The sequence below is a fragment of the Bartonella sp. AP11XZML genome (genome assembly GCF_042196445.1).
Classification (GTDB): Bacteria; Pseudomonadota; Alphaproteobacteria; order Rhizobiales; family Rhizobiaceae; genus Bartonella.
Window position 1 is genome coordinate 1 of record NZ_JBHIQF010000026.1, and the last position, 16,752, is coordinate 16,752.

10 protein-coding genes, 1 tRNA gene and 5 pseudogenes are annotated in these 16,752 nt (G+C 34.6%); 4 read left to right on the top strand and 12 right to left on the bottom strand.

The window, feature by feature from the left end; genetic code table 11:
- Positions 1 to 187: 187 nt before the first annotated feature.
- Positions 188 to 629, top strand: a pseudogene (locus ACFIMG_RS02385) (type ISP restriction/modification enzyme); the annotation flags it as partial.
- Positions 630 to 1,591: 962 nt separating this feature from the next.
- Here the strand turns inward: ACFIMG_RS02385 and ACFIMG_RS02390 are convergent.
- From ACFIMG_RS02390 to ACFIMG_RS02405, 4 genes and pseudogenes are all read right to left on the bottom strand, one after another.
- The gene (locus ACFIMG_RS02390; RefSeq protein ID WP_375679327.1) at positions 1,592 to 2,062 is read right to left on the bottom strand and encodes an SMI1/KNR4 family protein; all 471 of its coding nucleotides are present in this window, start codon (positions 2,060 to 2,062) and stop codon (positions 1,592 to 1,594) included.
- 276 nt (positions 2,063 to 2,338) lie between these two features.
- The gene (locus tag ACFIMG_RS02395; protein ID WP_375679328.1) at positions 2,339 to 2,689 is read right to left on the bottom strand and encodes an HNH/ENDO VII family nuclease; all 351 of its coding nucleotides are present in this window, start codon (positions 2,687 to 2,689) and stop codon (positions 2,339 to 2,341) included.
- An 88-nt stretch (positions 2,690 to 2,777) separates the two neighbouring features.
- Positions 2,778 to 5,357 carry a DUF6990 domain-containing protein gene (locus ACFIMG_RS02400; protein WP_375679329.1) on the bottom strand — a complete coding sequence of 860 codons (2,580 nt, stop codon included), beginning with the start codon at positions 5,355 to 5,357 and terminating at the stop codon, positions 2,778 to 2,780.
- Positions 5,358 to 6,121: 764 nt separating this feature from the next.
- Positions 6,122 to 7,068 (bottom strand): annotated as a pseudogene (locus ACFIMG_RS02405) (DUF637 domain-containing protein); the annotation flags it as partial.
- Positions 7,069 to 8,080: 1,012 nt separating this feature from the next.
- On the opposite strand from ACFIMG_RS02405, the pseudogene ACFIMG_RS02410 reads away from it, so the two are divergent.
- Positions 8,081 to 8,605: pseudogene (locus ACFIMG_RS02410) on the top strand (hypothetical protein).
- Positions 8,606 to 9,092: 487 nt separating this feature from the next.
- Here the strand turns inward: ACFIMG_RS02410 and ACFIMG_RS02415 are convergent.
- On the bottom strand, positions 9,093 to 9,443 hold the full coding sequence (locus ACFIMG_RS02415; protein WP_375679330.1) for a hypothetical protein: 351 nt from the start codon (positions 9,441 to 9,443) through the stop codon (positions 9,093 to 9,095).
- 246 nt (positions 9,444 to 9,689) lie between these two features.
- Positions 9,690 to 9,740, bottom strand: a pseudogene (locus tag ACFIMG_RS02420) (hypothetical protein); the annotation flags it as partial.
- 729 nt (positions 9,741 to 10,469) lie between these two features.
- Between ACFIMG_RS02420 and ACFIMG_RS02425 the strand changes: the two are divergent.
- Positions 10,470 to 10,648: pseudogene (locus ACFIMG_RS02425) on the top strand (single-stranded DNA-binding protein); the annotation flags it as partial.
- Between the two features lie 21 nt (positions 10,649 to 10,669).
- Here the strand turns inward: ACFIMG_RS02425 and ACFIMG_RS02430 are convergent.
- From ACFIMG_RS02430 to ACFIMG_RS02455, 6 genes are all read right to left on the bottom strand, one after another.
- Positions 10,670 to 11,236 (bottom strand): biotin transporter BioY, encoded by a 567-nt coding sequence (locus tag ACFIMG_RS02430; protein ID WP_375679331.1) that lies wholly within the window; start codon positions 11,234 to 11,236, stop codon positions 10,670 to 10,672.
- Between the two features lie 257 nt (positions 11,237 to 11,493).
- Positions 11,494 to 12,051 (bottom strand): biotin transporter BioY, encoded by a 558-nt coding sequence (locus tag ACFIMG_RS02435; RefSeq protein WP_375679332.1) that lies wholly within the window; start codon positions 12,049 to 12,051, stop codon positions 11,494 to 11,496.
- Positions 12,048 to 12,707: an energy-coupling factor transporter transmembrane component T family protein gene (locus ACFIMG_RS02440; RefSeq protein ID WP_375679333.1), complete on the bottom strand. Its 660-nt coding sequence runs from the start codon at positions 12,705 to 12,707 to the stop codon at positions 12,048 to 12,050. Before ACFIMG_RS02440 ends, ACFIMG_RS02435 begins: the two co-directional genes overlap by 4 nt.
- Entirely contained in the window at positions 12,704 to 13,384 is a 681-nt protein-coding gene (locus ACFIMG_RS02445; protein WP_375679334.1) for an energy-coupling factor ABC transporter ATP-binding protein, read from the bottom strand. The genes ACFIMG_RS02440 and ACFIMG_RS02445 overlap by 4 nt, the downstream gene beginning before the upstream one ends.
- Before the next feature lie 40 nt (positions 13,385 to 13,424).
- On the bottom strand, positions 13,425 to 14,852 hold the full coding sequence (locus tag ACFIMG_RS02450) for an amino acid permease (protein WP_375679335.1): 1,428 nt from the start codon (positions 14,850 to 14,852) through the stop codon (positions 13,425 to 13,427).
- Positions 14,853 to 15,883: 1,031 nt separating this feature from the next.
- A complete protein-coding gene (locus ACFIMG_RS02455; protein WP_375612388.1) occupies positions 15,884 to 16,060 on the bottom strand; it encodes a SlyX family protein in 177 nt (58 codons plus the stop codon).
- Between the two features lie 454 nt (positions 16,061 to 16,514).
- On the opposite strand from ACFIMG_RS02455, the gene ACFIMG_RS02460 reads away from it, so the two are divergent.
- A tRNA-Thr gene (locus ACFIMG_RS02460) sits at positions 16,515 to 16,587 on the top strand.
- Positions 16,588 to 16,752 lie beyond the last annotated feature (165 nt).

Here is a 16,752-nt window from a genome sequence, read left to right on the forward strand (position 1 = left end):
ATTACTTTGCTGATCTGACCCCGTGTCATGGGCTGTGGATAAACCGCATTTAAAAAACTTTTTGAAAAAATATCCGCTTTTTTAGCATTTTTTCCAGTTTTCTCACTATTCATTCAAAATGGATTTAATAAGCTTCGTTTTGATTCTTTTGATAAGAATTAACCCTCTCATATGAAAACGGAGCCCTGTTGTAACAGGGCATGAACTGGATCATTTGCACGTGAATTATGAAGATGTAGAGCCTTATCCAGTGACCTTTAAAAAGGGTAATCCCAAATTAACTGATATCCCTAATTCCGAAAAGTTTTATTACGTGACTGAAATGGAATTCGCAAAAGCAGGTAAAGAGAAAAATTAAACCACTGTTATTTATAATAACAGATATCCCTCTTGAAGCTTATGAGTATATCGTCAATGGCAAGCCCGCTCTTGAATGGATTATGGGGCATCAATGTGTAAAGACAGATAAAAAGAGTGGCATTGTTAATGATGCCAATCACTATGCTGTTAAAACCGTTGGAAATCCTGCTTATCCATTGGATTTGTTTCAAAGGGTTATTAGCGTAAGTTTAGAAACAATGAAAATCGTGAAAAAACTACCAAAATTAGAAATAAGAGGAACTGAATAGACTTGGCATGCTAAACTCACAAAGGGGTATAAGGTCTTATACCTATAGGCTCTATACCCCCTTTATAAATAGCTTACATACAATCTTTAAAAGGATAATTTATCATGCGTTATTCTAAAAAGAAATCATTTGACTTTTAAAACACTGTATTTTGGATTGCAAAGCTTATATCGTAATCTAAAATGATAGCTTTATTGTTTTCAAAAGCTTTGTTTAAAGAGAGTTATGTATATTCATTTTCTTATATTACTTATAGGCTTTGAAGGTTTCTCAAACCCTCAAAATACCTTCAAAAATATATCGTGGGTTGTGTTTATAGGTTGTATCTTGATATAGGTTGTTTATTAAAAAAATATATAAAGGTGGTCAAAAGGAACCCTCAAAATACTCAAAAACCTCAAAACTCATAACCATAATGGTCTTGATAGCATTTATTATGATTATAATCCCTTTCTTTTAAAAGGCTTTAAAGGATCACATGATTTTCATAAAGCACATTTTAATCACTCACTAAAATCATAAGTTTATCTATTCAAATGAACTTATCAAAATTCATAAAAGGAATTTTGATAACATAATCAGTTTTTACTTTCATACGCTTTTCATAAGACACGCGTTAATTACTCACTAAAATAATCTATTTTGTCAGTTCAATTTACTGACACATAACTGATAAGTTTTATTCAACTCACATCATTGGTTATCTTTAAAGATTGTACTCTTGATATGAGTTATGTTTTTAAAATACTAACCTATTGAAATATAAAGTTTTTAATTTTTACTCATTTAAAAAAATAATATAGGCTCTAAAAAGAACTGACAACACTGACACGGTCTATTAAAAGGGATTTTGCTAATCTTTATAATGATCAATCTCTTTTTAGATGTTTTCATAACAAGCAATAAATCGCAATTATCCTATTTATCAACTAGTTGTATAACATCATCTAAGGTATAAGTTTTCATGAATCTTCCCCTGCATACTCTTTAATTCTTTTGCAGAGAAATTCATAAAAATTACTCGCGTAATATTCGGAATCTTCAGATGTATACTTAAGATAGAGTGGGCATTCACCATCCCGAAACTGCGTATAATCAAAATAAAAGGTTTCACCAAAATCAGTTGTGCAGATAACAAGTTGTTTGGGATCCGTAAAGCCATCTCTTCTATCGAGCAAATTTCGGTAAACAATATCACCAGCAGGAATACCTGCGCAGATTTCATAAATACTGAATATTTCTTCACCTCCAATTTCTCCTCCTCCATAATTTTTTAAAAAATTCTTATAGGAAGAGGTAAATTGTAAACCAAGAGTGTTCTCAGCTGTTTTAATCCGCACCTCATCAGGTGCATTATCTTGAGTACCAAAATTAATAACATGACTATGCATATCAACATATTGTGCAACATCTGATAAAGTATAACTTTTCATAAATTTTTCTCCATAAGTCACAGCGTGTTTTTACTCATAATGAGTGTTTCTAATGATCAATCTTTTTCTACTATAGCCAATGGAATTGAGATGAGATTGATAAAATCATAAGAGATATGTTCTTGACGGAGCTCTTTTCTCATCTGTCTCTGTACAATCATCTCGCATTTACAATATATGATGGAATTAAAGGAGGTGATCATTAAAGTTTAGAGAGCGCCTTTTAGGGATATTATTTCAATTTCAATATTTGCAATAATTACTCTTTCTTTTTTCCTACTTAGGAATTTTTTTTGAAATCCAACAAATAACTTTTCTGATAAAATTTGTCTTTGGATTCATAGGAGCAACCAAACTCCCGCCTTGATAAAATGAGTAGAGAACCTCAACGAGAGGACTATCTTGTTCTTGTGTCACAGGATGTAACATAATAGGTCTAAAATCGACTCCAATAGGTGCTCTTCCTGATACCATTCTTTCCACATTTGTACCCGTTACTATCTGTCCTTCTTCTTTCCAAGAAGAAACTGTTTCAGGCTCAAACAGTTCATCTTCCTGATAAACTTTTTGACTTTTAAATTCCACCGGCTCAGCTGCCCCCATACTTTTTTTCTTTATCCATTTCATGATTCATAATCCCCTCGATTTTTTCAAAATAATCAATTTATTCTTTGTTCTAAATAGACTTAAATAAACTCTCCTTCCAAGAGCGAGGTTATTCCTCGCTAGAAAGCTCTGAGTGATCATCAAAATCTTTTGCTACCCGTTCAATCAAAGCGTAGCTCACTTGCTTCACCTTTGCTACTTCTTTGGCTAAAGCTAATGCACGTTCAAGGTGGTTTTTGTTGGTGCTCTCGTCAAAGCCTAGGTGATCACCTGCCGTAAAGCTTTGCTGATAAAATTGTAAGGTTTCAGCATCACCCAACAAAGCAAGAGCGCCAAGATGAAGTAAAGCATAATCCGTATCGTTTGCTTTAGACGTGGCGCCTTTTTCCCAAGGAGCAGTGCCATAATCACTGCGAAGTCTTTTAGAAAGGTCAATGTCTGTTACCGCCCATTCTAAAGCATCATCAAGCGCCTGTGTTAAACGATCCGTAGTGACTTCTGGTTCAAAGATTTCTAATCCCTTGGCTTCAAAATTAAGCTGTATATCTGGAATATCTTCCGTGTAGGTAGGATCAATGAATTTACAAGCAGCGGAAAGAATGCCCGTGCTAATCAAAAAGGCGCTATCAAATTGTGGGTAATCTTTGGCAATTTCGTCGTTATAAAGAATGTCTACTTCACGATCAGCCAATTGATAGCTTGCCATATGGTCATTCTCATTGATTTTCTCGGTTGACCAGCCTAAGCTTTTCAAAAGTGCTGTCGCACTTTCCATGGTGAGACGATCATCGGTGTCATCCACTTCATCCACTTCCTCTGCCACTTCAACAGAAGTTGTTTTAGAAGCAACAGATGCTATTTGCGGATCCAAGCTCAAAATCGGTGCATTTTTCGGAAAACCTGCTCGATAACCCCGTGCAAGAGTGAGGAGATTATCAATTCTATATTTTGAGATTTCTTCCACAAAACCTAAAGGATTTCCTTTTCTAAAATTCTCCTTGTAAGATTTGAGCTTTTCAATATCCCCAATCAAAACAAGCGCAATAAGGTGACGCGCTACAAGATCAAGTTCACTGTCTGGGGAAAAAGCCGCATAATCATAAATGATTTGATTGACATTTTGCCGATCTGCCCATTCAAGTATATCCGCACTGATCTGTTTCACCTTGTCTTCAGCCAATTCAGTACTAGAAACTATATAAACTTCTTCTACTTCTTTGAGGGCTATATATTGAGGCATATTATAGAAAATCTCTTTATGAGCAGAGGAAAAGCCAAGTGTTGAAAGGGAAGCCTTAAATGCAACAATCGGCTCTTCTTCATCACTTTGAAGGTTATACATTATATTGATGATACGGTCTTTACTTATAAAATAAGCATTGCGATTGTAGTCTTTATCACGATAAACTGTCCACCCCATTTCTTTTAATTGCTCTGCAACTTTATTGAAAGTAATCAAAACTTGTGGACTAAGATGTGCTTCTGCTGCCTCTCGCTCATTAAGGATTTTCAGATGTTTTTCAGCAAATTTAACGGCATGGTTAACATACCCCTCCAGTTCTTTATCAAGATTTTGCAAATGGTCAGGTAGCTTACCCTCTGCGATAGAATCTTGATAGGATTTTAGGACATCAATTTGACCTTTCAATGCTAAACAAGCCAAATGCCAAATCACAGCTGGATAATAGCTATATTTTTGGATAAGCGTTTTGCTTTCTATTGATGCTTGTAAATCTTGGGCACGTGCCCATTGCATTATCCGCTCAGAGATTTTTGTCAACTCTTGCTCATTCAATATCTCTATACAAATATCAATTCCTTTATCAACCGCACGAAAATTCTCCCCTCCAATCGTATTAAAAGATCGATAAATATCCATAGGTTGTACAAGATTACGTTGTCCACAAAAATGAATATACAAGCAAGCCAAAGAAATCTCTTCATTAGATATTTCAGCTTCGAGATGAACATTATACTGATCATAGAGATGTACAAAGCCAAAATCTAACTTAATAAAACGATCCGGCAAAACCAACCACATTTTCCCAAGCTCTGTGGCAAACCACCCTTGAATTTTAAAAATGCGAGTTGCTGCTGTAAGACTCATCGACCACTGTTTAGGTTTTTTACGCGCTAAAATGTCATCTAACTCCCCGTTTTTATAAGCTTGCGCAAAAAGAATGAGGCGCTCAATCCACCCTATTGTTTTGTAATCTGCAAATTCTGGTACATGTAATTGGGGTGTAAATTTAGAACTTTTTAAAGCATCAATATCACCAAGTAATGCTTCTGCAACAGCAGAATGATTAGCTGCTTTTTCACGTAATTTTTGTTCAATATCTTGTGCTTGCGCCCAAGCGATAACCCTATTTAAAGATTCCTTAACATGGCTTTCTGAAAGATCTGAAGCTGTAACATCGAAATCCTCTTTCTCAGAAAACAGCGTATCTTCATACTTATCCTGTGATACTTCACCACTAGCATATTCCCAAGCAAGGCAATAAGCAGCAGTGGTAAGATTAGCCGATAGCCGAAACTTTCCCCCATCATCTCCATAATCTACAACATCATAACTAATGCCTACAATGCGATCGGGAAGATGATAATGCGCAAACATACTAGCATCTTCAGCACGATAAGGTTCCCAGCCAAGCGTTTTTAATATCTCTGTTACGTTTTTGGTCTGCATCGCTATTCACTTTCATTCAAAAAGTCCTGGATAATGAAAAACGTTAATGTCGGTTTTGTCTAACTTATTACTCAATTGTTCTTTAACCCATTTTTTACTAGCTTGGTTTAATTCTTTATCACTTCCTTTAAAATCTTTGAAAGATTCTTGATATGCCTCTAATAACTATTTGTTATCTTTAAAAAAATTATAAATTTTCCTTTTGTGGACTCAGCATTTCCTTTTTTATATGCTTCTTTCAAAATCTTTTATTTTTCACTTAATTTAGCATTCTTTCCCGTTTTTACTTCTCCAATGTTTATTTTACCATCCTTTATATAAACAAATTCCGCACGAAATTTTACTACCTCTTACCCGTCTTAGTTTTGAATACTATTTCTGTCTCGCATACTATACATCCTTCATCATTTAATTCTTGTTTTTTTCATCGCGTTTTTTATCATGATGCTTCCTGACTTGTTCAAATATATTACCCATTCCATCATTATTGTTTTGTGTTTCTTTATTATTTCGGTTTTTTGTCTTATTTTTACTTTCCTTCAGAGAAGCTTTGTTTTTTTCTTCTTTGTGACTTTAGTTTGTTTTTTCGCTGTCTTCTTCTGCATTTTTCGATGCAAACAAATAGCCAAGGAAATCCGTTATAGCCGTCCCATTACTAGAGGATCCAATAAAATAGTTGCTCCGCCAGCCATAAAAAGAGACAGAGCCGCCAACTCTTCTAGTGTAAGCGACACAATGAATGCTGTTAATGCTGCTACCGCAGGAAGAAAATTATTCTCCGCAGCATTACCTGCGGCATCGGCGCCAGCATCAACATCGCCACCGGCAAGGGCAGCAGCAACGCCCCCAGCAGCCCGTGCAACATCAATGGTGTGGTCTCTAAAGTCAGCAAACTGCGCATCAATCTTTGCGTTTATACGCGCTTCCTCTTCCGCAGTAGGGGTGCGACCGTTTAGATCCCCCATTTCCTCTTTCACAATGCCTTGCACCCACAATTGAAACTGGAGCATGGCTGTGGCTTCACCCACAGCCCCGCCGATAGCACCGGCAGAGCAAGCACCGCTCGCAACAGCGCCTTTTAAGCAGCCAAGACCAGCGTGGGCAACGATCTGCGTGACCGTATCTATTTTGCCTTCAGCCTTGGCGGTACCGATTTCTTCCGCCAACGATTTGCCAACCGTATCAGACAGGGCGATGCGCAGATTGTTAAAAAAGTTCTTGTCAAGAGAGCCACCCTCAAGAGCCGTTTGAACGCCTGTGCCAATGGCGGCTTTGATCAGGTTTTTTTCCGCTTCACTGGCGATACGATCGACAAAAGGAGCGGTTTTTGGCAAAGATTGTCCAACACCTGCCATTTCCGTTATTTGGCTGGTTAAGCCCGCCGTTAACATCGATGAGACAATGCTGAGAACATTCTTTGAAGAGCCAAGCTCATGCAAGGCGCCGGCAATGTTGCCACGATTATTGACAAGAGCCACAGCGCTTTTATTAATCAGCGCTTGGACACCTGCCTGTATCGCCGCATTCATGGCGGTGCTCGAGCCAAGCCCCAAAGCACCGGTAATGGCACTGGCAGCGCCCGAGGCTGCTCCACCTGTAACCGCGCCGTGACAGCCAAGGCCACGATAGCTGCGCCGGCTTCTGTCAGCCCTTGGGCATTATAATCCCAGTCTTTAAATTCAGCCTTAACTGCTTGCCAATCAACTTTCCTTACAAATCTTAATCAACCCAAAGTAATAGCCTGAAATAGCAGTGTGTTGTATGGAAAATTAAAAACAAAAACCGAATGAAGAAAATGCACTTGAGACTTGCATATGGCTTCACAGGTTTATTGCTGTAAAAGCTTCAAATGATGATATCTCTAATACTTTTTTCGCTTGTTCTCTTGTGGTAGCTTCCACAAGCGAAAAGATATGGACGATGAACCTCTTCTCAAGCTTATCAAACTGAACTCAAAGGTATTTCCTTATTGATTTTGAAAGAGTCCTTTAAACGCATTTTGCAGAGCAACGTAGAAAGCATGTCTAAAAAAATCATTCCAAGAGCAACAGATTTTTCTAAGTATTGTGAAGAGATTGAAAAAGATCTTCTTTCACGAGCCAAAACTCTTCATGAACTAATGATAGGAGAATTTAAAATAGATTTCTAAAAAATAGCAAAATAGTGAAAAGTGCTGATCATTTTTGGATTGGATATGCATTTAAAGAGTGATTAAAAAGTTTTTTAATGTACAATATATTTCTAGAAGCCAAAATGGCTCTATAGTATCAAATTTATAAAGTAAATAAATCCATTAATACAAATTAAGGATTTTAGGATACACGAATTTCAAAATATTTGTTTTTTAAAACATGAATAGCCAGCATCAACACAAAAAATGTTGCGGCAGTTATGAATCACTTTCATGTATTGTTGAAATAACAGAGCTTTTCTTTAATCTTTATGAAAGGGTTGCCAGTGCTATGGGCTTTTTTGAAAGGTGGATTTGGGTATCAAAATGCAAGCAAGAGTTTGGGATTATGGAGCTCTGTGTTTAAAGCTGTCATCAACTATAGATAAATCATAAACGAGGTTAACTAAAATATTAAAAGCAACTGGATGCAATAGAAGACATTGCTATTAAAAGAAAAGCAAATACTGAAAAAACTAAAAGGTAGTTTGTGTTTTTATATCAGAAAATAATTTAAGAAATTGAGATCATAATTTTTTCACAGGAAATAAATATGTTTACAGATAAGAAGAGAAAAGCCTTGTTTGGCGTTATAATTTTTATATTTGTATGTTTTTCAGGAATAAGAAAAAATCTTGACTTTATTCAGGGTATTTTGACATTCGCGTCTATTTCTTTGGTGATCGTAACAACTGTTTTTGCAATTTTATGCAATTCTAATATCCCTTCTGAGTTGCAAAACAACCCACAATATAAATGCGGTAATACAACAGGTTGGAAGAGCTTAACATGTGAGTTACAACAGTATATGTACAGTCTCCTAAAGTTAATAATTTTAGCGCGTGTCGTTTTAATTTTCCCAAGTAGTTATAAAGAAACTGTTTCTTTGCCTGTCATTTCTAAATACGCGGAGCACAAGTTTTCTTTTTCATTGGATACCGTACTTTGGTAATTAGATATTCAAATATTATACTTTGGTACTTTTTTAGTCTGTGTGTTCTTTACTATGTCGCATACACGCAGTTTAATAAATATATCTATTTACACGCTACAGAGCTCTATTAAAGAGATACCGTAAAATTTACGATTTCATGCTTTAATTTTTCTTTTATATTTCATTCATTATACATACAATTATCATTTTTACTTGTTTTAATAGCAAATTTATGTTGAAAATTTTCAGTATTAAATATTATATCAAAATTGTTATGTGTCTTTCCCACAAAAATTATTTTTTTAAATACGGGATTTACTTCATATTTTTTAAAAAAGTTCAAAAAAACTCTTTTAAATTATTTTTTTCTTTAAATTTTATATCCAAGCCGAATTCTATTTCAGTATAATCATCCGTGGGAAATTCACCCAACACAAGTTTAGCCATCTTTAGCAAATTGCCTTCTGATTGCATTGCAAAAAGTCTGATTGTTTTGATTGTGTATATTTCAGTTTTATCTCTTTAATTAAACGCAATTTTTTTTCGAACTCTTCCTTACCAACAATATCAGATGAGATATCAATCGTTTTCGGGAGAAAAGATTTTTTGTAGTGTAGCTGCAAGAATTTGTTTAACTCTTTATTTGAAAAAAAAGTGTAAACTCTATAGGAATCAGAATTCCAAAATATTGCTTATTCTGTTCAATCTGATTTTTAGAACGTGGGTTAGGAATATTCTGAAAGTCATTTTCAGAATCAATAACTTCAGGATTATAAGGACTATTTTCTCCCGTTAACACATAAATCCAATAGCAGCTCTTCGAGTTCACAGAAAACTTTTCGATTATTAAGGTAGCACATTGATTATCACAGTTAAAATCGTATCTTCCTTCCTCTAAAAATTTATCAGCATCATTGATATTAACTAATTCTGAGGCTGGATCTATTTTATATTTATAAGAAAGGAAGTTAAGGGTATTCATAAAGTTAACATAATTACAATGTCTATAGTCTTATCAGATGGCAGGTGCTTCCCAAGTTATCTTAGTGACCACGAGAAAGTGGTGTGTCCAAAATATATTGTATTGTTTAGAATCAGTTAGTTAAAGATCAAAGTTATAAAATTTTAATTGCAAAAGTAATACGAATTTTAGAGAACTCTGCAGTGAGAGCTACTTAGATTTTTAGAATATGGGCTCTCCCTTCCCTGCTTTTAAGTGGAGGAGAAATCAGTGCTTTGAACGAAGCATGGCATCACGTAAAATGGCGTTAATCCGCGTTTGATATCCTTTCCCTTGACTTTTAAAGTCACGCTAGTACGTCTGAATCCACACGCACAGTTGTGACAGTTTTCATGGGTTTACAGAATGGATTGAAAACGGCGTCTTTCCAGAACTCATCATTGAGTGACAGAATATCTCTATGATCAATTGCACTATCCGACATTACAGCCAATTTATCAATTTCAACTCTCTGTTCATCTGTCAAAGCCGATAAGTTAGCTACCTCGATTTTATAACGAACTTTCTTCTTTATAACGTTTCTTTTCTTTCGAGTTGGCTCTCTGTGCTGAAATAATACGGATTACCTCTATGCCATCTTTATCGTCATGGACAGTATGCACTACGAATAGTAATAAAAAAACTCCACAAGCACTAAAGCTTGCTAACCATACTCTCCACTTTCAACACGGTCTTGTTTAGCCATGGAGAATGGATCAGAAAAAACATATGCAGCTATTTCAAAACTTTACACGGTGCTTTCTAAGGTTACTTTTTTTAGCTTCATCCCATTCAAATCTCATTTTTATACCTTATATTAATACATTTATGAGGGCATTATATACATCAAGAGTTTTAGATGAACACTTAATTATCCATGTTTTTGTAAAATTAATATAATTTAATACTTTAAAAATTAGTGATTAATTAACTAAAAATATTAAAAAAATAATAAATTATTCTAAGGCTTTATGCATATAATATGCAAATCGAATAAAACTTACAAGCATGTTGAATAAAATGATATTAATTGGCTATTTAGGGGCTGCTCCTGAAAGCAAAAAAATGAATTTGGGTGCCGAAATATTCAACTTTCGTATGGCTACCTTTGAGAACTATACAGATAAAAATACCAATAAAAAGTAGACAAAACAGAATGGTATTCCGTGGTGCTTTTTAATCTACATACATTTGGCAAAACTTGTTCTTCAGTACAAAATTGCCCCTTTTTCCGAATGAACGAGAGGAACGGTTTTTTTAATGGTCAACGCTACAAAGGATGCAATCAGCACTTTCAAGAAACCACTAACCAAAAAAACTAATGAACTTATTAAAACTGTCAGCAAAGGGACCTGTGTCATATAAGCCACCCATGGTATTCCAAAAGAATAGACTATCCCAATGCCACCCACAGTATTTATCACAAATAATATTATAAAATTTAACCGGTGCCAAAATAATTCTACCATAAAGCCAATAAAAAATGCAGCAAATGGAAAACTAATCAGATAACCACTCGTAACTCCTGAAAAAACACTAATTCCACCACGACCACTAGGCAATAGAGGTAACCCAATCGCAATAAGAACAAGGAAAAGAAGTGATGCTAACGCTCCCCTTTTTGCTCCAAGTATAGAGCCTGCTAACATCGGAGCCATAGACTGAGCTGTAATAGGGACACCCAGCAAAAAAGGAAGATAAAGAGGAGGAAAAAGACTCAAAACAGCGTAAATAGAGGCAAATAAAGCAATATAAACCAAATCTTTTGTATTCACTGAATTATTCCTTCACTAGGGAAAAGCTTTCGTTATTGTTGTACAATTAATAAAAAGTATCAGATTTATAAAAGTACACTTTAAATACCTTAGATATAGAGAAAAATACTATAATAATTTATTTTAATAACATCACTTATATGAATCATATTAGATTCTACAATGTTTAATTACATCATAAATTACTATAGTTAAATTCAATAATAGTGATATATGAATATTATATAATAACAATATAACAAAATAATACATTTATTTTAGTTATTATGCTTTGAATGAATGAGAGGAACAGATCTTTTAATCGCAAGTGCAATAAAGGATGCAATCAACGCTTTTAAACAATCGCCTATCAAAAAAACTGATGAAGCCATTAAAACATTCAGTAAAGAAACTTTGGTCATATAAGCTGTCCATGGAACACCAAAAGAATAAACTATCCCAATGCCACCGACAGTATTTATTATAAATAATGTTATAAAATTTAACCGCTGCCAAAACAATTCTACCATTAAACCAATAAAAAATGCGGCAAATGGAAAACCTATTAAATAACCACTTGCAATTCCTGAAAAGACACTGATTCCACCACGACCACCAGGCAACAGAGGTAATCCAATCGCAACAAGAACAAGAAAAAGGAGTGACGCTAAAGCACCCCTTTTTGCCCCAAGTATAGACCCTGCTAGCATCGGTCCCATCGATTGAGCCGTAATAGGTACCCCTAGAAGAAAAGGAAGATAAATAGAAGGGAAAAGGCCCAAAATAGCATAAATAGCGGCAAATAAAGCAATATAAACTAAATCTTTTGTATTCATTTGATTCTTCTTTTTTTACTATAAAAACTTTTATTATTATGAGATGCTATATCAATAGTATCAGCATCATAAGAACGCGCGTCCAATGCTTCAGCCACTTCTGACGCCATTCTTATGGTCCGTATAATTAAAGGTATCGCAAGAGCGACAATGTTAGTATTAAGTCCTCGTGCTTGCTGTGCTTCATGTACCTCATTAAACTTTTCACCCAAAAGAGGAATAAACCTGATCGCCATAGAGATAACCATACTCACTTTTGATGGATTTATACCAAAACAACGAAAGGGCTGGAGGCCTGCTTCAATTGCATCCACCATATCTGACACTTTTGTTGTGAATGAAATAACTGATGATAAAGAAAAGAGGATAACAAGACGTAATATGACCTCAACTCCCGTAAGCCAACCGCTAAAAATAGTTTGAAATACAAATAGAAGAACTAAAAGCAATCCCATCGATTTAAATTGCTTTATCACAGTTTTGAAAGGGATTTTGGCGACTCTATAGAATAAGATGACCAACAATAAAAATAAACCAAGAAGCGCTATGGAAGAAACCATTATTATAAAAGTTCCACAGGCCGTAAGAAATAATAACTTAACTCCAGGACTTAACCTATGAATAAATGTATCCCTCGGAATATATAAACCGATCATGACATTCTTCTTATATACTCCTTTATAGCAACAAAAGGTACATCATCAATTGCTATCTCCCCCTTATCAAAAACCAGCACTCTATCAAACTTTTTCAAAAACTCTAAATCATGCGATACAACTATTGCCGTTTGTGGTAATTCTTCTATCACTTGCGTAACGCGATGCTTATTTCGCAAATCAAGTAATGTCGTCGGCTCATCAAAAATAATGTAGTCTGGTTTCATTGCAACTACACTAGAAATAGCAACGAGTTGTTTTTGCCCACCACTTAATAAATGGACAGCGTGATTTCTGAAATCTTGAAGTTCATAGCGCTGTAAAATTTCATCTACACGCTCCTTAATTTCATTTTTATTAAGCTTTAAATTTTTGAGACCAAAGGATAAATCCTCTTCAACTAATGGTAAAACAATCTGATTATCGGGATTCTGAAAAACAAATCCAACTTTACGTTTTACTGCTTTTGCATCGCGTTTTGTATCAAGCCCATCAACGCTTACAAAACCATGAGATGGTAATTGGAGCCCATTAATAAGGCGAACAAATGTACTTTTCCCAGAACCATTCGCACCTATAATAGCAACTCGTCTTTCGGTAAGCTGTACAGTAATATTTCTTAAAACACACAAATCACCAAAAACTTGTGTTACCTCATCAAATTTTATAATCCCCAAGGTTTATTCCAATCAATCCCTTTTATTAGCTCTTCTTTCTCTATCGCTTCAGTTTATAACCTAAAAGTAATAACAAGCACCATAGAGGAATAATAATGACTGCCAAACTCATATCAGGCATCTGTACAGGAATATATACTTCAAGAAAAGGCAAGCTTATTCCTATCATATCAAAAAGTCGAGTCATCAATCCATTTTTCCCAAAACCACTGACAAACATAATGCAAAATAATAAAACAAGAAAGCAGAGGCAAAGATAGTTAGCGTAAGGATATAAACCAAACGCATAAATAAAATCGCCCTTTCTGTTCTTATGGGCATTGCGAAATTTCAAATGAACAATAACAATAATAGCCCAAGTAATCACTGCTGCTGCAGTTGCAAGAGCCATGATCCGCATGAAACTATTATCAGGAACAAGAGCATTAACAACGACAATCAACGCCGTACATAATGAAGAAAAAAGGATAGCAATATAAGGAACACGAGCAGCACTCAGTTTACTAAAAATATGTGGTGCATTTTTTTGTACAGCTAAACTATAAAGCATACGGCCATTAGAATAAATGCCACTATTGTAAACAGAAATAGCAGCCATAATCACCACAAAATTCAAAATATGACCAGCAGCAGGAATTCCTATAGTCTCGAAAATTGTGACAAAAGGACTACCATTTTTTCCAATCATATTCCAAGGGCTGATTATCATAATAATGCTGATAGAACCAATATAAAAAATTATAATCCTCCACATAACTTGACGAATAGCCGCTGGAATTGTTTTTTGTGGATTAGATGCCTCTCCAGCAGCAATACCAATAAGCTCCGTTCCTCCAAAAGAAAACATTACTACAGAAGTTGCTAAAACAACCCCTACTGCTCCATAAGGGAAAAAACCGCCATGGTCCCAAAGATAATGAATATTCGCTTGATTTTCCCCTAGTCCAGTGACAATGAGAAAAATTCCAAAAATAATCATACCAATAACAGCAGCCACTTTGATCAAAGCGCAAGCAAATTCAAATTCTCCATAAAAACGAACATTAAACAAATTAACAAATGTAACAAATAAAAGAACAATGAAAGATGTCTTCCAATGATCAATCAAAATCCAATGATCAAGGTAAAACCCTATCACTGTAAGTTCAGCCATGCTCACAAGAATATAAAGAAACCAATAATTCCAACCTGTTATGAAACCAGCTAATCTCCCCCAATATTTATAAGCAAAAAAACTAAATGCTCCTGAAGACGGTTCTTCTACTGACATTTCACCAAGCATTCGCATAATGAAATACATAATAAGCCCGCCGACAAGATAAGATAAAATAACTGAGGGACCAGCTAATTGAATTGCCTCGGTTGACCCATAAAAAAGTCCTGTCCCAATAACCCCACCCAAAGCAATCATTTGAATATGGCGATTTTGAAGGCTACGCTTCAATTCCTCGTGCTTTTTTTCAGACATCATGCCTCACTACTTTTGTTGAACTTAACCTCAACTTTTATTGAAAAATTAGGCACCTCTTTCAAAAAACACAAAACAAACGTAAACTTATTTTCTTATCATAATGCAACTCCTTATTTTTTTGTGCATTATACGTATGTCCCGTTGAAGTTTTAAGAAAAAATATGCTCCACCCTTTATTTAAATTAATGTCCTTCATTTTCGTTACACTAACCATTATAGCATTGGTCATTGATAACGCACACTCTGTAATCACATCACATTGGACAACAACCCCCTTTAATAAAATTTTAACAAGCCTTCTGCAAACAGATATCTATCACCTTAATCAATCTCTATGCAAGGTAATGCCTGATTTTCTGTCCTCAATTTGCATTACTCTCACTTATTTACCCGCATGGTCTATCTTTGGTGCTTTAGCAATAGTATTTTGTATCTTAAATTACGAAAAACAAAAGCCTTTTCACAAAATATCATATACATATAACGAAGAGTACATTTGATCTTAAAAAAAACTTCTAGAGCTCTCTGTACTATAACATAATCGATGTCGCTTAAAACCCCTCACTCTATTAAAACAACTGAAGATCACTTGATCATCAGAAAAAATTAAAACGCTTCATTATAAATATAGGCGCTCACTTATGATTTCTATAGATAACGATAACATCACTTTATTTGTATCAATTTAAAAAAATTAGCGAATAAATCTACCTCCCACCTATAAGAAAACTCTGTACAGAAAAAACTTAAAATATTGCAGTTCATATATTTTTCTATGGCTGTTTCTTTAATACTCTACAAAAACTTTTCTTAATTTTCGTACTAGAAACCCCATATAAAAAAACGTCTTCTAATATCAGCTCTCCTTATAAGATTGGAACTTATTAAAATTAATGAAGAAGCTTATAAAAATTATTCTACAAGTCTAACAAAATGCGTGAAATAAAAACTCATCTGTAAATAATTGCAATTGTGATAAAAAATATTTCGCACCTTCTCCCTATTGAGAAAATGGTAAGATAACAGCTTCAGTAACACTCTAGTTCTTTTAAATCTGAAAATCGTCTCGCTAAAATATCAACTTTTTTAGATATCTCATCCAAACTTTTCCATTGATTAGTTACCTCTCGAGAAAGTTCCTCAATGAATTTTTCTTGGTAAGCTAGCTTCATTTCTAGTTCTATCAGCCGATCTTCATCCGACATGATTTTTACTCCCTCTTAAATAAAAAACGTGATTAATTTTATTAATCCTCCTCCCTTTTTCTTCCCATAAAAATGAGAAGTAACTTCTCAACTAATTCTACTCATCTATTTGCACATTATAAAAGGTTTATGATGATCTTTATTTTCCCAATCACTCTATGCAACAAATTTCTTTCTTAAGAATCAGAAAAGGTTTTTATCTTTACTAAGTTATCTTGACACCATTTTTCATCCTAAAGATCTACATTCCCAGCTTCTTAATTTAAGTGCTATCGTAAATTGAAAAGCATTTTATAGCATTAAGGTCAAAGAATACTTTCCTCTGACTTTTACATAATTCTCCTTCAAATTATTATCATATGTACAAATTATTGAAAAAATGCATTCTTGCTTTTATACGTACTTTTAGCTATTACCCTCAAATTAGTTTTGTCTCATTGACTTACAAACCTATGCCGCATTAGCTCAGTTGGTAGAGCACATCATTCGTAATGATGGGGTCGCTGGTTCGAATCCGGCATGCGGCACCGTTTTATTTCTTAAACATATTGAAATATATAGATTTTTTCTTTAAACAGCCATTTTCAGACCACCTTTTAGACCACCTTCTACAGTGTAGCTTGCCAGCAGGTTTTGTATAATTTGCCACTAGGTTTTGTACCAATTTATTTTTCTCAAAGAGTTTTAAAGAT

Coding starts and splice junctions, on each gene's coding strand:
- ACFIMG_RS02390 (WP_375679327.1), bottom strand. CDS start 2,062: ATGAAAAGTTATACTTTATCAGATGTTGCACAATATGTTGATATGCAT.
- ACFIMG_RS02395 (WP_375679328.1), bottom strand. CDS start 2,689: ATGAAATGGATAAAGAAAAAAAGTATGGGGGCAGCTGAGCCGGTGGAA.
- ACFIMG_RS02400 (WP_375679329.1), bottom strand. CDS start 5,357: ATGCAGACCAAAAACGTAACAGAGATATTAAAAACGCTTGGCTGGGAA.
- ACFIMG_RS02415 (WP_375679330.1), bottom strand. CDS start 9,443: ATGAATACCCTTAACTTCCTTTCTTATAAATATAAAATAGATCCAGCC.
- ACFIMG_RS02435 (WP_375679332.1), bottom strand. CDS start 12,051: ATGAATACAAAAGATTTAGTTTATATTGCTTTATTTGCCGCTATTTAT.
- ACFIMG_RS02440 (WP_375679333.1), bottom strand. CDS start 12,707: ATGATCGGTTTATATATTCCGAGGGATACATTTATTCATAGGTTAAGT.
- ACFIMG_RS02450 (WP_375679335.1), bottom strand. CDS start 14,852: ATGTCTGAAAAAAAGCACGAGGAATTGAAGCGTAGCCTTCAAAATCGC.
- ACFIMG_RS02455 (WP_375612388.1), bottom strand. CDS start 16,060: ATGTCGGATGAAGATCGGCTGATAGAACTAGAAATGAAGCTAGCTTAC.